The following is a 15475-nucleotide window of genomic DNA, read 5'->3' on the forward strand; positions in this document are numbered from 1 at the left end:
CCCGGGTACGCCGGACGGTCCGACCCAGGGCGGCCCACCCACCACCGGCGATCCCCTCGCCGGCACACCGCAGGCTCCCACGGCACCCAACCAGTGGACCCAGCCCGCACAGACCCCTACCCAGGGTCCCGCCAACGACTCCTCAGACGCCCTCTTCGGCCAGTCCCCCGCCCCCGCTCCACCACCCCCACCACCCACCCGCCCCCAACACGCAGGTCCCCAGCAGCCGGCTACGCCGCCGCAGACACCCGGCCCACAACAGTCGGGCGCGCCCATGTGGGGCGTACAGCCACCCCAACCACCAACTCCCCAGCACCGCGGCCCCCAACCCTCAACCCCACAACCAGCCCAGCCGTACGCCGGCCAGCCCCAACAACCACCCCGCCCCGAGCCCGCTCACCCCCAGCCACCCCAGCCCCAGGCAGGCCACGCGAACGCCCCACAGCCGGGCCAACCCCTGACGGGCCCAGCCAACTCCGGACAGCCGAGCCAACCCCCGAGAGGCCCAGCCAACCCCGGACAGCCGAGCCAACCCCAGCAGCCGCAGACACGTCCCGCCAGCGCCGACCAGCCGGGCCAGCCGGAGGCGGGCTCTGCCAACGCCGCCCAGCCGAACCAGCCACAGGCAGGTTCGGCAGGCACTGGACAGCCAGGCCAACCGCACCAGCCGCAGGCACGTCCCGCCCGTGCCAAGCAGCCGGGCCAGCCGGGCCAGCCGGGCCAGCCGGGCCAGCCGGGCCAGCCGGGCCAGCCGGGCCAGCCGCAGGCAGCTTCCGCTAACGCCGCAGGGTCGAACTGGCTGCAGCCAGGTTCGGCAGACACCGGACAGCCAGGCCAACCACAGCAGCCGCAGACACGTCCGGCCCGTGCCGGACAGTCGGGCCAGTCGGGCCAGCCGGGCCAGCCGGGCCAGCCGGGCCAGCCGGGCCAGCCGCAGGTAGCTTCCGCCAACGCCGCCCAGCCGAACCGGCCGCAGGCAGGTTCGGCAGGCACTGGGCAACCGAACCGGGCTCAGCCAGGTCCGGCCGACAGCAGGCAGCCGCAGGCGGGTCAGCAGGGTCCAGGACAGGCAGGTCCATCTCGCGCCGACCAGCCACAGCCAGGCCAGTCACGTCAGGGGCAGTCGAGCCTTGCCGGACCGGGACAGCCGTATGCCGGACAACCGGGCCACGCCGGAGCGGGACAAGCGGGCCAGGCCGGTCCGGGACTACCGGTTGGCGGACAAGCGGGCCAGGCCGGACCGGGACTACCGCCTGGCGGACAACCGGGGCAGGCCGGACCAGGAGTACCGCCTGGCGGACGACTGCCTGCCGGGTACCCGCAAGGTGGGCAGCCGCAAGCTGGCCAGCCTCAGGGTGGGCAGATGTGGGGACCGCCGCAGGGCGGGCAGGGGCGTGGGCCGCGGCAGGTTGGGTGGCAGACGCAAGCCACCGGGCCTCAGCAGGGTGGACCGCAGGCCGGACAACCGCAGCAGTCCGGGGCCTCGCAGCCGTCGTTCGGCGAGACGATCTCGCGCGCGGCCGGCCCGGACGCCGCCGCGGCCGGTAGGCACGGCCCTGGAGCCGCGAGTGCGCACGGCGCAGGAGCAGGCGGTGCACACAGCGCCGGAGCCGCGGGCACGCATGGCGCAGGAGCAGCCGGTGCGCAGGGCGCCGGAGCAGGTGCACACGGCGCCGGAGCCTCAGGTGCACACGGCGCGGGAGCCGGGGGCACGCACGGCGCCGCAGCAGGCGGTGCGCAGGGCGCCGCAGCAGGCGGTGCGCAGGGCGCCGGAGCGGGCGGCGCACACGGCGCGGGTACCCCAGGTGCACACGGCGCGGGAGCACTAGGTGCACACGGTGCTGGAGCAGTAACTGGGCTTGGCGGTGCGGCCACGGGTACGCGGGCCGCAGGTGCAGGTACGCATGCTGCCGGCTCGCAGGCAGACGGGCGGTTGGCTGGTAACGGGGCTGCGGTTGGTGGGCGGGCTCGGATGGTGGGGGCGGTTGTGTTGGTGGTGGCGGCGTTGGCTGCTACCGGGTTGAGTGTGGGGTGGATCTGGTCGAAGGCGGATGCGGTCGCCCCGGTTGCGTTGCCTTCGGGTGGGGCGAAGCCGATCGAGACGGTCAGTCCGTCGGTGAAGCCGTCCTCGACGCCCACGCCGTTCGGCAAGGTGCTCGGCACCGTGATGGTTGCCTCGAACAACGACACGATGCCGATCATGAGCTCGGCCTGGGGCAACAACGACGAGCGCTCCGGCCTCTGGGGCGGCGCCGCGATCTGGCTGACCGTGCACAACAACTACGACGGCAAGGGCGCCTCCTGGGGCAACTACACCGCCTTCGGTCAGCTCCCGCCGGACATCCCGTACAAGAACACCGCGGCCGGTCTCAAGGAGGCGGCCGTCCAGATCGGTACTCGCGCGATCGTCAACCTGTACGACAAGGACGCGAAGCTGTTGCCGGGCACGACTCACAAGGAGATCACGGTCAACGGCCACCCGGGCCACGAGATCGTCGCCAAGGTCGTCGTCAAGATCCCGAAGCTGACCGAGACCTACTCCACCGTCATGATCGCCGTGGTCGACCGCGGCGACGGTACGGCGGACGTCTCGGTCGCCGACATCGCCGGCTCGACCCCCGCCTGGCAGAACGTCTGGCGCTACAAGGTCAGCCAGATCGCGATCAACAAGTAACGAATGGGCCGGCGGGGACACACCCGCCGGCCCTTCGTCAGCAACAGCGATCAGCCGCGCACCTCGGCGCAGGCGGCGATCCACCGGTCCAGCACGTCCTTCGCGGCCCCGGAGTCGATCGCCTCGGCCGCCCGGTCCATCCCGGCCCTGATCCGAGCCGTCACAGACCCCTCTTCCGGCGCGTACGCCGCCAGCGCGGCCCCGGCGTTCAGCAGTACGACGTCCCGCACCGCGCCCGGCTCGCCGTCGACCAGCGCCCGGACGACCTTCGCGTTGTACGTCGCGTCCGCGCCCTTCAACGCATCCGACGACACCGGCTCGATCCCCAGCTCGCGCGGATCCAGCGTGACCGGACCCTCGACCTTCCCGCCGCCGACGATCCACACCTGCGACGTCGTCCGCGTGGTCAACTCGTCGAGCCCGTCGTCGCCGTGGAACACCAGCGCGTCGATGCCCCGGCGCGCGAGCACGCCGGCCATCAGCCCGGCCACGCGTCCGTCCGCCACGCCGACCGCCTGCGCGGACGGGTCGCCCGGGTTCGCCAGTGGGCCGAGCAGGTTGAACGTCGTCGGTACGCCGAGCTCCCGCCGCGGCACTGCGGCGTTCCGCAGGGCCGGGTGGAACGCCGACGCGAAGCAGAACGTGATCCCGACCCGCTCCCCCACCTCGGCCACCTGCGGCCCGGTGAGGTCGAGCGGGATCCCCAGCTCCTCGAGCACATCGGCGGCACCGCACGCGGACGAGGCCGCGCGGTTGCCGTGCTTCACGACCTTCGCCCCGGCGCCGGCCGCGACGATCGCCGACATGGTGCTGATGTTCACGGTGTGGGCTTGGTCACCGCCCGTGCCGACCACGTCGAGCGTCCGGCCGGTCACGGTGACCCGCGTGGCGAAGTCGCGCATGGTCGCGACCAGACCCTCGACCTCGATAACCGTCTCGCCCTTGGACCGCAGTGCGATCACGAACCCGGCCAACTGCGCCGGCGTCGCCGCCCCGGACAGGATCTGCTCCATCGCCCACGCGGTGGCGGCCGCCTCCAGATCCTCATGCCGCAGCAGCGGCCCGAGAACCTGCGGCCAGGTGTATGCGGCCATCGATCAGGTGGTCGCGGGCAGCTTGGCGAGGCGCTGGCGGAGCAGGTCCGCGGTGACCTCGGCCATCCGGACCGGGTCGATCGGGTGCGAGACCGCGCCCTCGGCCCGGGACCAGGTCGCCAGCCACGCGTCCTGCGGACGGCCGGTGATGACCAGGATCGGCGGGCACTGGAAGATCTCGTCCTTGAGCTGGCGGGCGATGCCCATGCCGCCGGCCGGGACCGCTTCGCCGTCCAGGATGGCCAGGTCGACGCCACCCTTGTCCATGGTCTTGATCACGGCCGGCTCGGTCGCGCACTCGACGTACTCGAGCTCGGGCAGATCGGCGGCCGGCCGCTTGCCGAGGGCCAGGCGGACGGACTCCCGCGTCGTACGGTCGTCGCTGTAGAGCAGCACCTTCAGCGGACGCTCTGAACTCATCGATCCATCCCAAGTTCTCTGGACATCAACATAGACACCGCGAATGCTACCGGGGCGCCTGTCCGGCCCGGCGAGCCTGTTCCTCCAAGCGGTCCAGACGCCGGTCCTCGCGGCGCGCCTCGCGCTGCGACTCCCGCACCCACTGGACGAACAGTACGGCGAAGAACACCACGCCGACGAGGTCACCCGAACCCCACAGCAGACCGCCCGCGATGTACTGGTCACGCAGCGGCGAGGGCGACCAGGACCGGCCGAAGCTGGTGTACCAGTCCTCGGCGATCAGCTTGCTGGCCGACATGATCGTGATGCCCAGGAACGCGTGGAACGGCAGCGTCAGGAACGTCAGCATCAGCCGGAACGGGTAGATGACCCGCCCGGGCACCGGGTCGAGACCGAGCAGCGGCCAGAAGAACAGCGACCCCACCAGAATGAAGTGCACGTGGAGCAGGTCATGCAGTACGGCGGAGTGCAGCGTCGCGTCGTACCAGCCGCTGAAGTAGAGCGCCCAGGGGCTGAGGACGAACAGCGTGAAGCCGATCAGCGGGAAGCAGAGCACCTTCGCGACCCGCGAGTGCAACACGGAGAGCAACCATTTCCGCGGCCGCTGCGGCAGGGTCCGCAGCGCCAGCGTGATCGGCGCGCCGAGCGCCAACATCAGCGGCGTCAGCATCGACAGGATCATGTGCTGGACCATGTGGACGCTGATCAGCACCGTGTCGTAGGTGCCGAGCGCCGACTGGGTGGCGATCACGGCGCTGCCGAGCCCGAGTCCGACGAACGCGAAGGTCCTCGCCCGGGACCACTTGTCACCCCGTTTGCGCAGCTTGTGGACGCCGTACAGGTAGAGGCCGCCGAGCACGACGATCACGCCGAGTAACACCGGTTCGAAGGTCCATGCCGTCAGCAACCGGACCGGTGTCAGCGGCTCGATCTGGTCGCCGGGCGCGGCGTGGAGGGGAAGCACGCTTCCACAGTAGAAACGTCCGGTTCACGACATGCACGGGGGTGGTCGTAGCGCTGAACGCGAGGACCGACATAATGACCGCGTGGCCACTGCAACTGCGCTCCCAGCGTCTCGTGAACACGGACACCACGACCGTCCCAGCATGGTCAGTGTCGGCACGATCGTCTGGCTCTCGAGCGAACTGATGTTCTTCGCCGCCCTGTTCGCGGCGTACTTCACGATCCGGTCGGTGACGACCGCTGCCGCCGCTCCGGGGACGGAGACGCTGTGGCAGGCGATGACGGAGCACCTGGACGTCCCGTTCGCCTCGGTGAACACGTTCATCCTGGTCGCGTCGTCGTTCACCTGCCAGGCCGGTGTGTTCGCCGCCGAGCACGGCAAGGTGGGCCGGATCGGCTCGCTGGCGAACCCGCGCAACTGGGGCATGCGTGAGTGGTTCATCCTCACGTACGTGATGGGCGCCGTCTTCGTCGCCGGCCAGGTGACGGAGTACACCGGGCTGGTGCAGGAGGGCCTGACCATCTCGTCCAACGCGTACGGCTCGGTGTTCTACCTGGCCACCGGGTTCCACGCGCTGCACGTGACCGGCGGCCTCATCGCCTTCGTGTTCGTCCTGGCCAGGACGTACATGGCTCGAAAGTTCACCCACGAACAGGCCGTCTCGGCGATCGTCGTGTCGTACTACTGGCACTTCGTTGACGTGGTCTGGATCGCCCTGTTCGCGACCATCTACCTGCTCAAATGAGTGAGAAGAGACCTTCCTTGTCACCGGCGCGCTTTCTCTCCGCGCGACGACGGCACCGGTCCGCCGGCCTCGTCGTGCTCCTGTTCGGCCTCCTGGCAGTGGGTTCGGCGTACGCCGCCTTCGCCCCTGACAACGCGGTGGCGGACAACTCGGCCCAGTCCCAGCAGATCGAAGAGGGCAAGAAGCTCTTCTCGGTCGGCTGCTCCAGCTGCCACGGCCTGAACGCCGAGGGCGGCGGGAACGGCGCGGGCAAGATGGCCGGACCGTCGCTGATCGGCGTCGGCGCCGCCGCGGTCGACTTCCAGGTCGGCACCGGCCGGATGCCGGCGATGCAGCCGGGCGCGCAGATCCCGCGCAAGACCCCGGCGTACACGCAGGAGGAGATCGAGGCCCTGGCCGCGTACGTCGCCTCGCTCGCCCCCGGCCCGGCCGTACCGGCGCAGGAGTCGTACGACGTGAGCAAGGCCACCGACGAGCAGGTCACCCGCGGCGGCGAGCTGTTCCGCACCAACTGCACGGCCTGCCACAACTTCGCCGGTCGCGGTGGCGCGCTGCCGAACGGCAAGTACGCGCCGTCGCTGATGGGTGTCAGTGAGAAGCACATCTACGAGGCCATGCTGACCGGTCCGCAGCAGATGCCGGTCTTCTCCGACCAGGTCATGCAGCCGCAGGACAAGGCGGACATCATCGCCTACCTGAAGGCACTGCAGAATCAGAAGGACCCGGGCGGCTTCGGCCTCGGCCGGCTCGGCCCGGTCTCCGAGGGTCTGTGGGGCTGGCTCGTCGGCATCGGCCTGCTGGTGTGCGTAGCGGTCTGGATCGGCGCCAAGGGCGTCAAGGCCAAGGGAGCGAAGGCTCATGAGTGATGACAAGAACCTTCCGGCGGTGAAGGACGACGGCGAGCACCACGGCGCGGTCGAGGTGGCCGAGCCGATTCCGGACCCGGGTCTGGAGCCGCACGAACCGCGGATCACCGACATCGACCCGAAGGCCGCCGACCGCGTCGAGCGGCAGGTCTCCGGGATGTTCGGCCTGGCCACGCTGCTGGTGCTCGGAGCCTGTGTCGCGTACTTCGCGATCTCGCGGGACTCGATCCTCCAGTTCGGGCCGCTGTCCGGCAACGCGAACAACATGGTCATGGGCCTGTGCATCGGGCTCGCGCTGTTCCTGATCGGCGCCGGTGCGATCCAGTGGGCCAAGAAGCTGATGGTCGACGAGGAGATCTCCGAGGACCGGCACGCGGCGCACTCGTCGCCGGAGCAGATCGCGGAGATCACCGAGGCGTTCAAGCAGGGCACCGCCGAGTCGGGCTTCGGCCGGCGCAAGATGATCCGCAACTCGCTGATCGGCGCCCTGGGCGTGCTCGGGCTGCCGGCCATCATCTTCCTGCGGGACCTCGGTCCGCTGCCGGGCCGCTCGCTGTACAACACCATCTGGGCGAAGGGCATCCGGGTCGTCAACGACGTCACCGACCGCCCGATCAAGCCGTCCGACCTCATCGTCGGCCAGCTGGTCAACGCGGCGCCGGCCAACCTGGCCCCGCTGCAGGAGGAGAACCCGACCGAGTACCAGAACGCCAAGGCCAAGGCCGCGGTGATCGTGGTCCGGATCAAGCCGAGCGAGATCCGCACCAAGCCCGGCCGGGAGAACTGGGGCATCGACGGCATCCTGTGCTACTCGAAGATCTGCACCCACGTCGGATGCCCGATCTCGCTGTACGAGCAGACCACCCACCACGTGCTCTGCCCGTGCCACCAGTCGACCTTCGACCTGTCCGACAGCGCGAAAGTCGTCTTCGGCCCTGCGGCCCGGCCACTGCCTCAGCTACCGTTGGCATTGGACAGTGAGGGCTACCTGGTCGCGCAGAGCGGCTTCACCGAGCCGGTCGGCCCTAGCTTCTGGGAACGAGGGTGACACCAGTGCCGAACACACAAGAATTCCCACCGCCGGTCAAGTGGGTCGACGATCGCCTCGGCATCGCGAAGATCGGGAAGAAGAACCTGCGCAAGGTCTTCCCCGACCACTGGTCGTTCATGCTGGGCGAGATCGCGCTCTACAGCTTCATCATCCTGATCCTGACCGGCACGTTCCTGACGTTCTGGTTCAAGCCGTCGATGGCCGAGGTCCAGTACAACGGCTCGTACAGCCTGCTCAAGGGTCTGCACATGTCGGAGGCCTATGCCTCCACCCTGGACATCACTTTCGACGTCCGCGGCGGTCTGCTGGTCCGGCAGATCCACCACTGGGCGGCCGTGCTGTTCATCGCCGCGATGATGGTTCACCTGCTCCGGATGTTCTTCACCGGCGCGTTCCGCAAGCCGCGTGAGCTGAACTGGCTGATCGGCTTCGGGATGCTGTTCCTCGGCATCATCGAGGGCTTCATCGGCTACGGCCTGCCCGACGACCTGCTGTCCGGCACCGGTCTGCGGATCACCAACGGCATGATCCAGGCGTCACCGATCGTCGGCACGTACATGAACTTCTTCATCTTCGGCGGTGAGTTCCCGGGCGACGAGTTCGTCTCGAGATTCTTCATCGTCCACGTGCTGCTGATACCGGGCATCATCCTGGGCCTCGTCACGGCCCACCTGTTCCTGGTCGTGTACCACAAGCACACGCAGTACGCCGGCCCCGGCCGGACGCAGAAGAACGTGGTCGGCTACCCGCTGTTCCCGGTGTACACGGCCAAGGCCGGCGGCTTCTTCTTCGTGGTCTTCGGCATCACCGCCCTGATGGGTGCGCTGATGCAGATCAACCCGGTCTGGCTGTACGGACCGTACAACCCGGCAGAGGTGACGGCGGGTTCACAGCCCGACTGGTACATGGGCTGGCTGGAAGGCGCGGTACGAATATTCCCCGGCTTCGAGTCGCACTTCTGGGGCATCACGCTGGGCTGGAACCTGCTCATCCCGGCGTTGATCATCCCGCCCGCGTTCGTCACGCTGGTCGCGCTGTATCCGTTCATCGAGGGCTGGATCAGCGGTGACAAGCGCGAGCACCACCTCCTGGACCGGCCGCGGGACGTCCCGACCCGCACCGGCGTCGGCGTCGCGTTCATCACCTTCTACGCCCTGCTGTGGATCGGTGGCGGCAACGACCTGATCGCGACCCACTTCGGGGTCTCGCTGAACCACGTGACCTGGTTCCTGCGGTTCGCGGTGATCCTGGGGCCGATCCTGGCCTTCTGGGTGGCGCGTCGCTGGGCGATCTCGCTGCAGCGGGCCGACTACGAACGGCTCACCCACGGCCTCGAGACCGGCGTGATCGTGCGCTCGCCCGAGGGCAAGTACACCGAGAAGCACCAGCCGATCTCGACGTACGAGGCGTACTCGCTCACCGCACGCGACCGGGTCGTGCCGTACGAGATCGGTCCGGAGACCGACGACAACGGCGTCCGCGCCCCGCGCCGGGCCCTGAACAAGGTCCGCGCCCGGCTGTCCCGGTTCTATTTCGCCGACGCGATCCAGAAGCCGACCACCCAGGAGCTCGAGGAGGCGCACGAGCACGCGCACGACGCCGACGAGATCCACGAGCTGACGGAAGACACGGAGACCTACCGCGAGGTCACCAGCGACCGCAGCTGACGTCGTACCGAACGGAAGGGCCTCGGCACTCGCCGGGGCCCTTTCGTTTATCCGAGGGCGTCTGTCACTGCCGTGAGGTAGTCCCTCACCAGGGTTTGCTGGTCGCGGTCGAGGGTCTGGGTGGTGGCGATCAGGCGGTCGAGGAGCGGACCGAAGAACTGCCAGCCGAGGGCGACGGCGCTGTCTGAGACCTGGAGGCGCGCGCTGCGGCCGTCTGTGCGGCTTCTGAGGCGTTCAACGTGCCCGGCGGCCTCCAGGCGGTGGATGACGGCTGTCGTCGCCTGAGAGGTCATTCCGAGCTGCTGAGCAAGCCAGCTGGGCGTGGCATCCATTCCGGCGCGTTCGGCGTCCAGGAGGCTCACCAGCGCCCGTACGTCGGTGCCGTGCAACCCCGTCGTACGGCCGAACTCCCCCATCGCCAGCTCCAGCCTGAGCGCGACCTCGCGCAGACGATGCACCAGCTCCAGCGCGGCGGCCCGTTCGGGGTCGGCCGGCCTCACTCCTTCACGCATGCCCGACAATTTACCTCACTCAGTGAGCTATTCTCGGCAGCATGACCTTCCAGGACGCGTACGACGCTCTCCTCACCCGCTGGGACGTGCCGGTCGAGCAACTCGAGCTGACCGACGAGTTCGGTACGACGCACGTCAACGCCTGCGGTCCCGCGGACGGCCCGCCCGTCGTACTGCTGCCTGGACACGGCGCCACCCCACCCGTCTGGTACGCCGTCGCACCGCAACTCGCGGAGACGTACCGGGTCTACGCGATCGACCTGATCGTCGACGCGGGCCGCAGTACGAACACCGGCCGCACGCCCAAGACTCCCGCCGACCTGCACACCTGGCTGACCAACGTCCTCGACGGCCTCGCCATCGACCGAGCGGCCTTCTGCGGTCACTCGTACGGCGCGTGGATCGCACTGACCTACGCGATCGCCCGGCCGGACCGCGTCTCACGCCTGGCCCTCCTAGACCCAACCGACTGCTACACCGGCCTGCGCATCCCCTACATCCTCCGAGCCCTACCAAGCCTGCTCCGCCCCTCCCGGGCCCGCAGCATCTCCTTCCTCCGCTGGGAGACCCAAGGCCTCCCCCTCGACCCTCAGGTCCTGGAGCTTGCCGGCCTGGCCGCCGAGCAACCCTCCACACCCTTCGTCCGCACCAAACGCCCCACGGACGACGAACTGCGAACCGTCACCCCGCTCGTGTTCGTCGCCGGCCGCAGCAAGAGCCACAACCCGTCCCGGCTGACCCAACGCGTCACCACGCTCACGCCGGCCGCAACCGTCGTACAACTCGAGACCGCCACCCACCACTCACTGCCGTCCCTCCACGCCGAGGAGCTGTTTGCCGGGCTGTTGACTGCGTGGGCCCACGAATTGCCCACAGAATAAGGGGATTCTGGTTCGTGGATCGTCGCCGGAGCCGCCTAGGGTCGAGGTATGGAACTCCTGGGCGAGCGGCCGGCGTGGTCGATGAGTGGCGGCGAACTGCTGTCGACTCTCGACACGGTGGACGCCGAGATCGCCCGGCTGGAGTCCTACCGGTTGAGTGTCGTCGCCACCGTCGAGCGCACCGGGTACACCGCCGAGCTCGGCGCGCGGGACACCGCAGAGCTGCTGCGTTTCCGCTATCGCCTGGACGCGCCGACCGCCCGTCGTATGCTCCGACTCGCGCAGGCGCTGTCGAAGTACCCGGCCGTGTCCGCTGCTCTCGACCGGACCGGCGCGTCACCCGATGCGGACGACCCGACTGACGACGCGGACGCCGGCGAATGGCTGCTGAGGCCAGCGCAAGCAGACGCGATCGTGTCCGCGCTGGAGCGCGTCCCGGCCCATGTGCCGATCGACGAGCGCGACGCGGCCGAAGAGCAGCTGGTGAAGCTGGCCGCACACATGTCACCGGGCGAGCTGCGTCAGGCGGGCAACCAGATGCGGGACATCCTCGACACTGACGGCCCCGAGCCGGAGGAGCTCAAGGCGTACGACCGCGAGTCGCTGACTTTGACGCCCGCGGATCGCGGAGTGAAGTTCCGCGGCTACCTCGCCAACGAGAACGCCGAACTGCTCCGCGCCCTGATCCACGCCGGCGCCCGCCCTCACAAGACCGTCGACGGCGAACCGGACCCGCGCTCCCGCGACAAGCGCCAGGCCGACGCGCTGACCGCCGCCCTCGGCACCGCGGCCGCAGCGGTCGAGGCCGGGCAGTCCGTGACCGGGCAGTCAGCGGCTGGACTCGGGGCCAAGGCTCAGTTGACGGTGACCATCGACTTCGAAGATCTGAAGGCGGCAACCGCGGACGCGAGCGGGCAGTTGGTGTACGGCGACGGGCTTTCGGCCGCCACCGTCCGGCGCCTCGCGTGCGACGCGAAGATCATCCCGTTGGTGCTCGGCTCGAACTCGGAACCGTTGGACGTCGGCCGCTCCGAGCGGCTCGTCACCCGCGCGATCCGGCGTGCCCTCAACGCCCGTGACAACGGCTGCGTGGTGTGCGGCGCGCCGCCCGTCATGTGCGACGCACATCACCTGATCTCCTGGATCGACGGCGGCGAGACCAAGGTTTCGAATCTCGTGCTCTTGTGCCGTCGGCACCACGTCGATCTGCACCAGGGCAATTGGGAGGTGTCGATCACCGACGGGGCCGTGCACGTCACCCGCCCCACCTGGGCCGATCCCCCACCCGGCTCGCAGCGACAGTACGGCCGGCGGGCGCATCAGCCGGCCGGATCGGAGCCTGTCCCCATCCGACCAGCCAGCCGCCCCGCCGCCAACGACCCTGCCAGCGACCCCGCCAGCGACCCTGTCGGTGATCCTGTCGGTGGTTCCGTTGCGCCAGTAGCTCTCCGATCCCGGTGGAGAGCTGACGCTGCGATCCTCCAGGACGCGGCTGCCTTCGCCTCGGCAGGCTGACGGAGCATCGCCTTCGCTGCTAGGGCTTGTTGCTGAACGCATTGGCGCCTAGAGGCGTAGCGCCGTACGGACAAGGTCGGCGACGGCTTGGGATCTGCTGTGAGACGGCCAAGCGATGACGGTCGTGACGGCCGGTGCGTCCGGCACGGGCACGATGGCGTGATCGTCGCGTAACTGGGCACGGAGCGACTCGGGCATGAGCGCGCAGGCCCGGCCGAGCGTGATCAGCTGGGTCAACTGGGTCTGGTCGCGAACCTGCGGGCCGGGGCCGTCGGGATAACTCCCATCCCGTCGAGGCCAGCGTGGCAGGGGCAGGTCCGTCAGGGCGTTCACCTCGGCCATCGACAGGTGGGACCGGCTGGCGAGCGGATGCCCCGCGGGCAGGACCACGACCTGCTGTTCGGTGTGCAGATCCTCGGTGTCGAAGCCGGCCGTCAGGTCGTAGGGCCGGTGCAGCAGAGCAACGTCGGCCCGCCCGTTGCGCAGCAGGCCTTCCGGTTCGCCGGGGCCGCAGAGCATCACCTCGACCGCGACAGCGGAGGGCTCGGCGGCGTAGGCGTCCAGCAGCTTCGACAACAGCTCTCTGGACGCTCCTGCCTTGGTGGCCAGCACCACACCGGGCCGGTCGGCAGCGGCACGGCGGGTGCGGCGCTCGGCGGCTTCGACCGCTTCGAGGGCGAGCCGGGCCTCCTGCAGAAGCACCGACCCGGCCTCGGTCAAGGAGATTGCGCGAGGGGTGCGGTGCAGCAGGTCGACTCCGAGCCGCCGTTCGAGCTGCTGGATGGCTCGCGACAGTGGTGGTTGCGCCATCGCGAGCCTCTGTGCCGCCCGCCCGAAGTGCAACTCCTCGGCGACAGCGACGAAGTATCGCATCTCCCGAGTTTCCACCAGCGCATCGTATCCGGGGTGATCACGACCAATACTCGTGCGGTATCGCCGGCCACCCGATCGGTCTTGGACGCTGCGCCCGGAATCGCAGCAGGATCGGCCGTGTGAGTGAACAGACGATTGCGCTGGTGACCGGCGCGAACAAGGGAATCGGATACGAGATCGCGGCGGGTCTGGGCGCGCTCGGTTGGCGGATCGGTGTGGGCGCCCGTCATCGGCAACGCCGCGACATCGCGGTGGAGAAGCTGCGCGCGGCCGGGACCGATGCGTTCGGTGTGCCGCTCGACGTGACCGACGACGCAAGTGTGGCCGCGGCGGCCGAGTTGATCGCCGACCAGGCCGGCGGGCTCGATGTTCTGGTCAACAATGCGGCGATCACCGGCGATATGCCGCAGACACCCACCACGGTCGACCCCGCGACCGTGCGGATCGTCGTGGAAACCAACGTGATCGGGGTCGTCCGGGTGACTAACGCGGTGCTGCCGATGCTGCGCGCCTCGACCTCACCGCGAATCGTCAACATGTCCAGCAGCGTCGGCTCGCTCGCCCTGCAAACCACACCCGGCATCGACCTGGGCCCGGTTCCTGCCGCCTATTTGGCGTCGAAGACCTTCCTCAACGCCCTCACTGTGCAGTACGTCAAGGAGCTGGGTGATACCAACATTTTGATCAACTCCGGCTGTCCCGGTTTCACCGCGACCGACCTCAACGGTTTTCGCGGCGTCCGCACACCGCAACAGGGCGCTGCCATCGCCATTCGCCTCGCGACCTTGGCCGACGACGGCCCTACCGGCGGATTCTTCGACGACGCGGGAACGGTGCCCTGGTGACGGGCGCGCGGGTGAACAGCATTCCCCGCGCCCGTCGCCTCCGCTCGTCAGGAGAGGGCGGAGCCCTTCTTGTAGGTGGCCCAGGTGGTGTTCCAGTCCGTCCAGCCGTTGCCCGGCTCCATGTGGCGGGAGGTGCCGGTGACGATGACCGGGTCGCCGCGGAGGGTCTGGTTGTAGTACCACTGGGCGTCCGCGAGGCTCATGCCGACGCAGCCGTGGCTGACGTTGGCGCTGCCCTGGCTGCCGGCCGACCACGGAGCGCCGTGGACGAACTCGCCGGAGCTGGTGACCCGCTGGGCCCACTTCACGTCGCTGATGTTGTAGTAGTTCGGGTCGCCCGGCTTGATGCCGATGGTCGCCGCGTCCATCCGCTTGGTGGTGAACTTCTCCATGATCACCTTCACGCCGCTGCGGGTGGTGAAGCCGTCCTTGCCGGCGGTGATCGGGATTGTCCGGGCCAGCTTGCCGTTGATGGTCACCGCCATCGAGTGCTTCTTGACGTTGATGTTGGCGACGACCGACTTGCCGATGCTGAAGGCAATCTTCCGGCTCGAGGTGCCCCAGGTGTTGTTACCCGCGTTGACGCCCTGGGTGTCGATGTTCACCGACACCTTGGTGCCGGCCGGCCAGTAGTTCATCGGGCGGTAGTTGACCTGCTTGCTGTTCACCCAGTGCCAGGTGCCGGTGACCGGAACCGAGGTGGTCACCTTCAGCCGCTTCTCGACCGCCGCGCGGTCCTTGACCGGGTTGTTCCAGTAGATCTGGATCGGGAGCGCGACGCCGACGGTCTCACCGTTCAGCGGGACGACCGAGGCCTTCAGGCTCTTGGTCGCCTTCACCGTCTTGAACGTCGAGCTGATCGGGATGGAGGCGCCGTCGGTGCCCTCGGCGGAGCCGCTCACGGTGTACGACGCACCCGGCTTGAGGTGGTCCGTGGAGGTCCACTGGGTCTTCTCCGTGTTGAAGCTGCCGGCCACCTTGTCGCCGTCGTCGTCCTTCAGCGTGACCTCGGACAGCTTGCCGGCCGTCGTGGTGACCGTCACCGGCTTGTCCGGCTGCACCGAGGACGCGCCCTTGGCGGGCACGACGGCGATGCTGGCCGCAGGCGAATCCGACGGAGTGGTCGAGTCGCCCGGGGTGGTCGATGCACCGGGAGAGTTGCTCTGCGACGTGGACGCGCCCGGCGTCGACTGCCCGCCGCTGCCGCCGTCGGCCTTCGTGTCACTGCATGCCGTGCCGGCCAGCAGCAACACGCAGATCCCCGCCACGGCAAGTCCGTGCTTCCTCACCGAACCGCTCACCATTCCCCAGCTCTCCCCTGTTTAGTCAGACCGCGGTAAGGGTAACCTGCCGCAGCGACATTTCTTT

General features: G+C 69.0%; 16 protein-coding genes. 9 read left to right on the top strand and 7 right to left on the bottom strand.

The window, feature by feature from the left end; translation table 11 throughout:
• Positions 1-331 precede the first annotated feature (331 nt).
• Positions 332-1000 carry a hypothetical protein gene (locus ACIA58_RS13740; RefSeq protein WP_396403971.1) on the bottom strand — a complete coding sequence of 223 codons (669 nt, stop codon included), beginning with the start codon at positions 998-1000 and terminating at the stop codon, positions 332-334.
• Positions 1001-1592: 592 nt separating this feature from the next.
• Between ACIA58_RS13740 and ACIA58_RS13745 the strand changes: the two genes are divergently transcribed.
• Both ACIA58_RS13745 and ACIA58_RS13750 read left to right on the top strand, forming a co-directional pair.
• A complete protein-coding gene (locus ACIA58_RS13745) occupies positions 1593-1829 on the top strand; it encodes a hypothetical protein (RefSeq protein WP_396403972.1) in 237 nt (78 codons plus the stop codon).
• Positions 1830-1996: 167 nt separating this feature from the next.
• Complete coding sequence (locus tag ACIA58_RS13750; protein ID WP_396404978.1) at positions 1997-2674, top strand: hypothetical protein; 678 nt, start codon at positions 1997-1999, stop codon at positions 2672-2674.
• Between the two features lie 50 nt (positions 2675-2724).
• Here ACIA58_RS13750 and trpD read toward each other — a convergent pair whose 3' ends face one another.
• From trpD to ACIA58_RS13765, 3 genes are read right to left on the bottom strand one after another with little or no spacing between them, the layout of a single operon-like run.
• Positions 2725-3768, bottom strand: coding sequence for an anthranilate phosphoribosyltransferase (gene trpD / locus ACIA58_RS13755; RefSeq protein WP_396403973.1), 1044 nt, complete (start codon positions 3766-3768; stop codon positions 2725-2727).
• Between the two features lie 3 nt (positions 3769-3771).
• Positions 3772-4188 carry a hypothetical protein gene (locus ACIA58_RS13760; protein ID WP_396403974.1) on the bottom strand — a complete coding sequence of 139 codons (417 nt, stop codon included), beginning with the start codon at positions 4186-4188 and terminating at the stop codon, positions 3772-3774.
• Between the two features lie 46 nt (positions 4189-4234).
• On the bottom strand, positions 4235-5152 hold the full coding sequence (locus tag ACIA58_RS13765) for a cytochrome c oxidase assembly protein (RefSeq protein WP_396403975.1): 918 nt from the start codon (positions 5150-5152) through the stop codon (positions 4235-4237).
• An 82-nt stretch (positions 5153-5234) separates the two neighbouring features.
• On the opposite strand from ACIA58_RS13765, the gene ACIA58_RS13770 reads away from it, so the two are divergent.
• The 4 genes from ACIA58_RS13770 to ACIA58_RS13785 are packed head-to-tail and all read left to right on the top strand — an operon-like array spanning position 5235 to position 9481.
• A complete protein-coding gene (locus ACIA58_RS13770; protein WP_396403976.1) occupies positions 5235-5897 on the top strand; it encodes a heme-copper oxidase subunit III in 663 nt (220 codons plus the stop codon).
• A complete protein-coding gene (locus tag ACIA58_RS13775; protein WP_396403977.1) occupies positions 5894-6763 on the top strand; it encodes a c-type cytochrome in 870 nt (289 codons plus the stop codon). The genes ACIA58_RS13770 and ACIA58_RS13775 overlap by 4 nt, the downstream gene beginning before the upstream one ends.
• Positions 6756-7811, top strand: coding sequence for a Rieske 2Fe-2S domain-containing protein (locus ACIA58_RS13780; protein WP_396403978.1), 1056 nt, complete (start codon positions 6756-6758; stop codon positions 7809-7811). Before ACIA58_RS13775 ends, ACIA58_RS13780 begins: the two co-directional genes overlap by 8 nt.
• 5 nt (positions 7812-7816) lie before the next feature.
• Positions 7817-9481 carry a cytochrome bc complex cytochrome b subunit gene (locus ACIA58_RS13785; RefSeq protein ID WP_396403979.1) on the top strand — a complete coding sequence of 555 codons (1665 nt, stop codon included), beginning with the start codon at positions 7817-7819 and terminating at the stop codon, positions 9479-9481.
• Positions 9482-9528: 47 nt separating this feature from the next.
• Here the strand turns inward: ACIA58_RS13785 and ACIA58_RS13790 are convergent, their stop codons facing one another.
• Complete coding sequence (locus tag ACIA58_RS13790; RefSeq protein WP_396403980.1) at positions 9529-9993, bottom strand: MarR family winged helix-turn-helix transcriptional regulator; 465 nt, start codon at positions 9991-9993, stop codon at positions 9529-9531.
• Positions 9994-10034: 41 nt separating this feature from the next.
• Here ACIA58_RS13790 and ACIA58_RS13795 point away from each other — a divergent pair, with 41 nt between their 5' ends.
• Together ACIA58_RS13795 and ACIA58_RS13800 are read left to right on the top strand one after the other, a co-directional pair.
• A complete protein-coding gene (locus tag ACIA58_RS13795) occupies positions 10035-10874 on the top strand; it encodes an alpha/beta fold hydrolase (protein ID WP_396403981.1) in 840 nt (279 codons plus the stop codon).
• A 48-nt stretch (positions 10875-10922) separates the two neighbouring features.
• Complete coding sequence (locus ACIA58_RS13800; protein WP_396403982.1) at positions 10923-12389, top strand: DUF222 domain-containing protein; 1467 nt, start codon at positions 10923-10925, stop codon at positions 12387-12389.
• Positions 12390-12437: 48 nt separating this feature from the next.
• Here the strand turns inward: ACIA58_RS13800 and ACIA58_RS13805 are convergent, their stop codons facing one another.
• Positions 12438-13262, bottom strand: coding sequence for a LysR family transcriptional regulator (locus ACIA58_RS13805; protein ID WP_396403983.1), 825 nt, complete (start codon positions 13260-13262; stop codon positions 12438-12440).
• Positions 13263-13381: 119 nt separating this feature from the next.
• On the opposite strand from ACIA58_RS13805, the gene ACIA58_RS13810 reads away from it, so the two are divergent.
• Positions 13382-14107: an SDR family NAD(P)-dependent oxidoreductase gene (locus ACIA58_RS13810; protein ID WP_396403984.1), complete on the top strand. Its 726-nt coding sequence runs from the start codon at positions 13382-13384 to the stop codon at positions 14105-14107.
• Between the two features lie 47 nt (positions 14108-14154).
• Here the strand turns inward: ACIA58_RS13810 and ACIA58_RS13815 are convergent, their stop codons facing one another.
• Positions 14155-15396 carry an Ig-like domain-containing protein gene (locus ACIA58_RS13815; protein ID WP_396403985.1) on the bottom strand — a complete coding sequence of 414 codons (1242 nt, stop codon included), beginning with the start codon at positions 15394-15396 and terminating at the stop codon, positions 14155-14157.
• Positions 15397-15475 lie beyond the last annotated feature (79 nt).

This window comes from Kribbella sp. NPDC051586, assembly GCF_044453965.1.
In the GTDB taxonomy this organism is placed as follows: Bacteria; Actinomycetota; Actinomycetes; order Propionibacteriales; family Kribbellaceae; genus Kribbella.

Bases quoted from the DNA above. Each gene is read 5' to 3' on its own strand.
- ACIA58_RS13780 (WP_396403978.1), top strand. From the start codon at position 6,756: ATGAGTGATGACAAGAACCTTCCGGCGGTGAAGGACGACGGCGAGCAC.
- ACIA58_RS13795 (WP_396403981.1), top strand. From the start codon at position 10,035: ATGACCTTCCAGGACGCGTACGACGCTCTCCTCACCCGCTGGGACGTG.
- trpD (WP_396403973.1), bottom strand. From the start codon at position 3,768: ATGGCCGCATACACCTGGCCGCAGGTTCTCGGGCCGCTGCTGCGGCAT.
- ACIA58_RS13775 (WP_396403977.1), top strand. From the start codon at position 5,894: ATGAGTGAGAAGAGACCTTCCTTGTCACCGGCGCGCTTTCTCTCCGCG.
- ACIA58_RS13790 (WP_396403980.1), bottom strand. From the start codon at position 9,993: ATGCGTGAAGGAGTGAGGCCGGCCGACCCCGAACGGGCCGCCGCGCTG.
- ACIA58_RS13800 (WP_396403982.1), top strand. From the start codon at position 10,923: ATGGAACTCCTGGGCGAGCGGCCGGCGTGGTCGATGAGTGGCGGCGAA.
- ACIA58_RS13805 (WP_396403983.1), bottom strand. From the start codon at position 13,262: ATGCGATACTTCGTCGCTGTCGCCGAGGAGTTGCACTTCGGGCGGGCG.
- ACIA58_RS13760 (WP_396403974.1), bottom strand. From the start codon at position 4,188: ATGAGTTCAGAGCGTCCGCTGAAGGTGCTGCTCTACAGCGACGACCGT.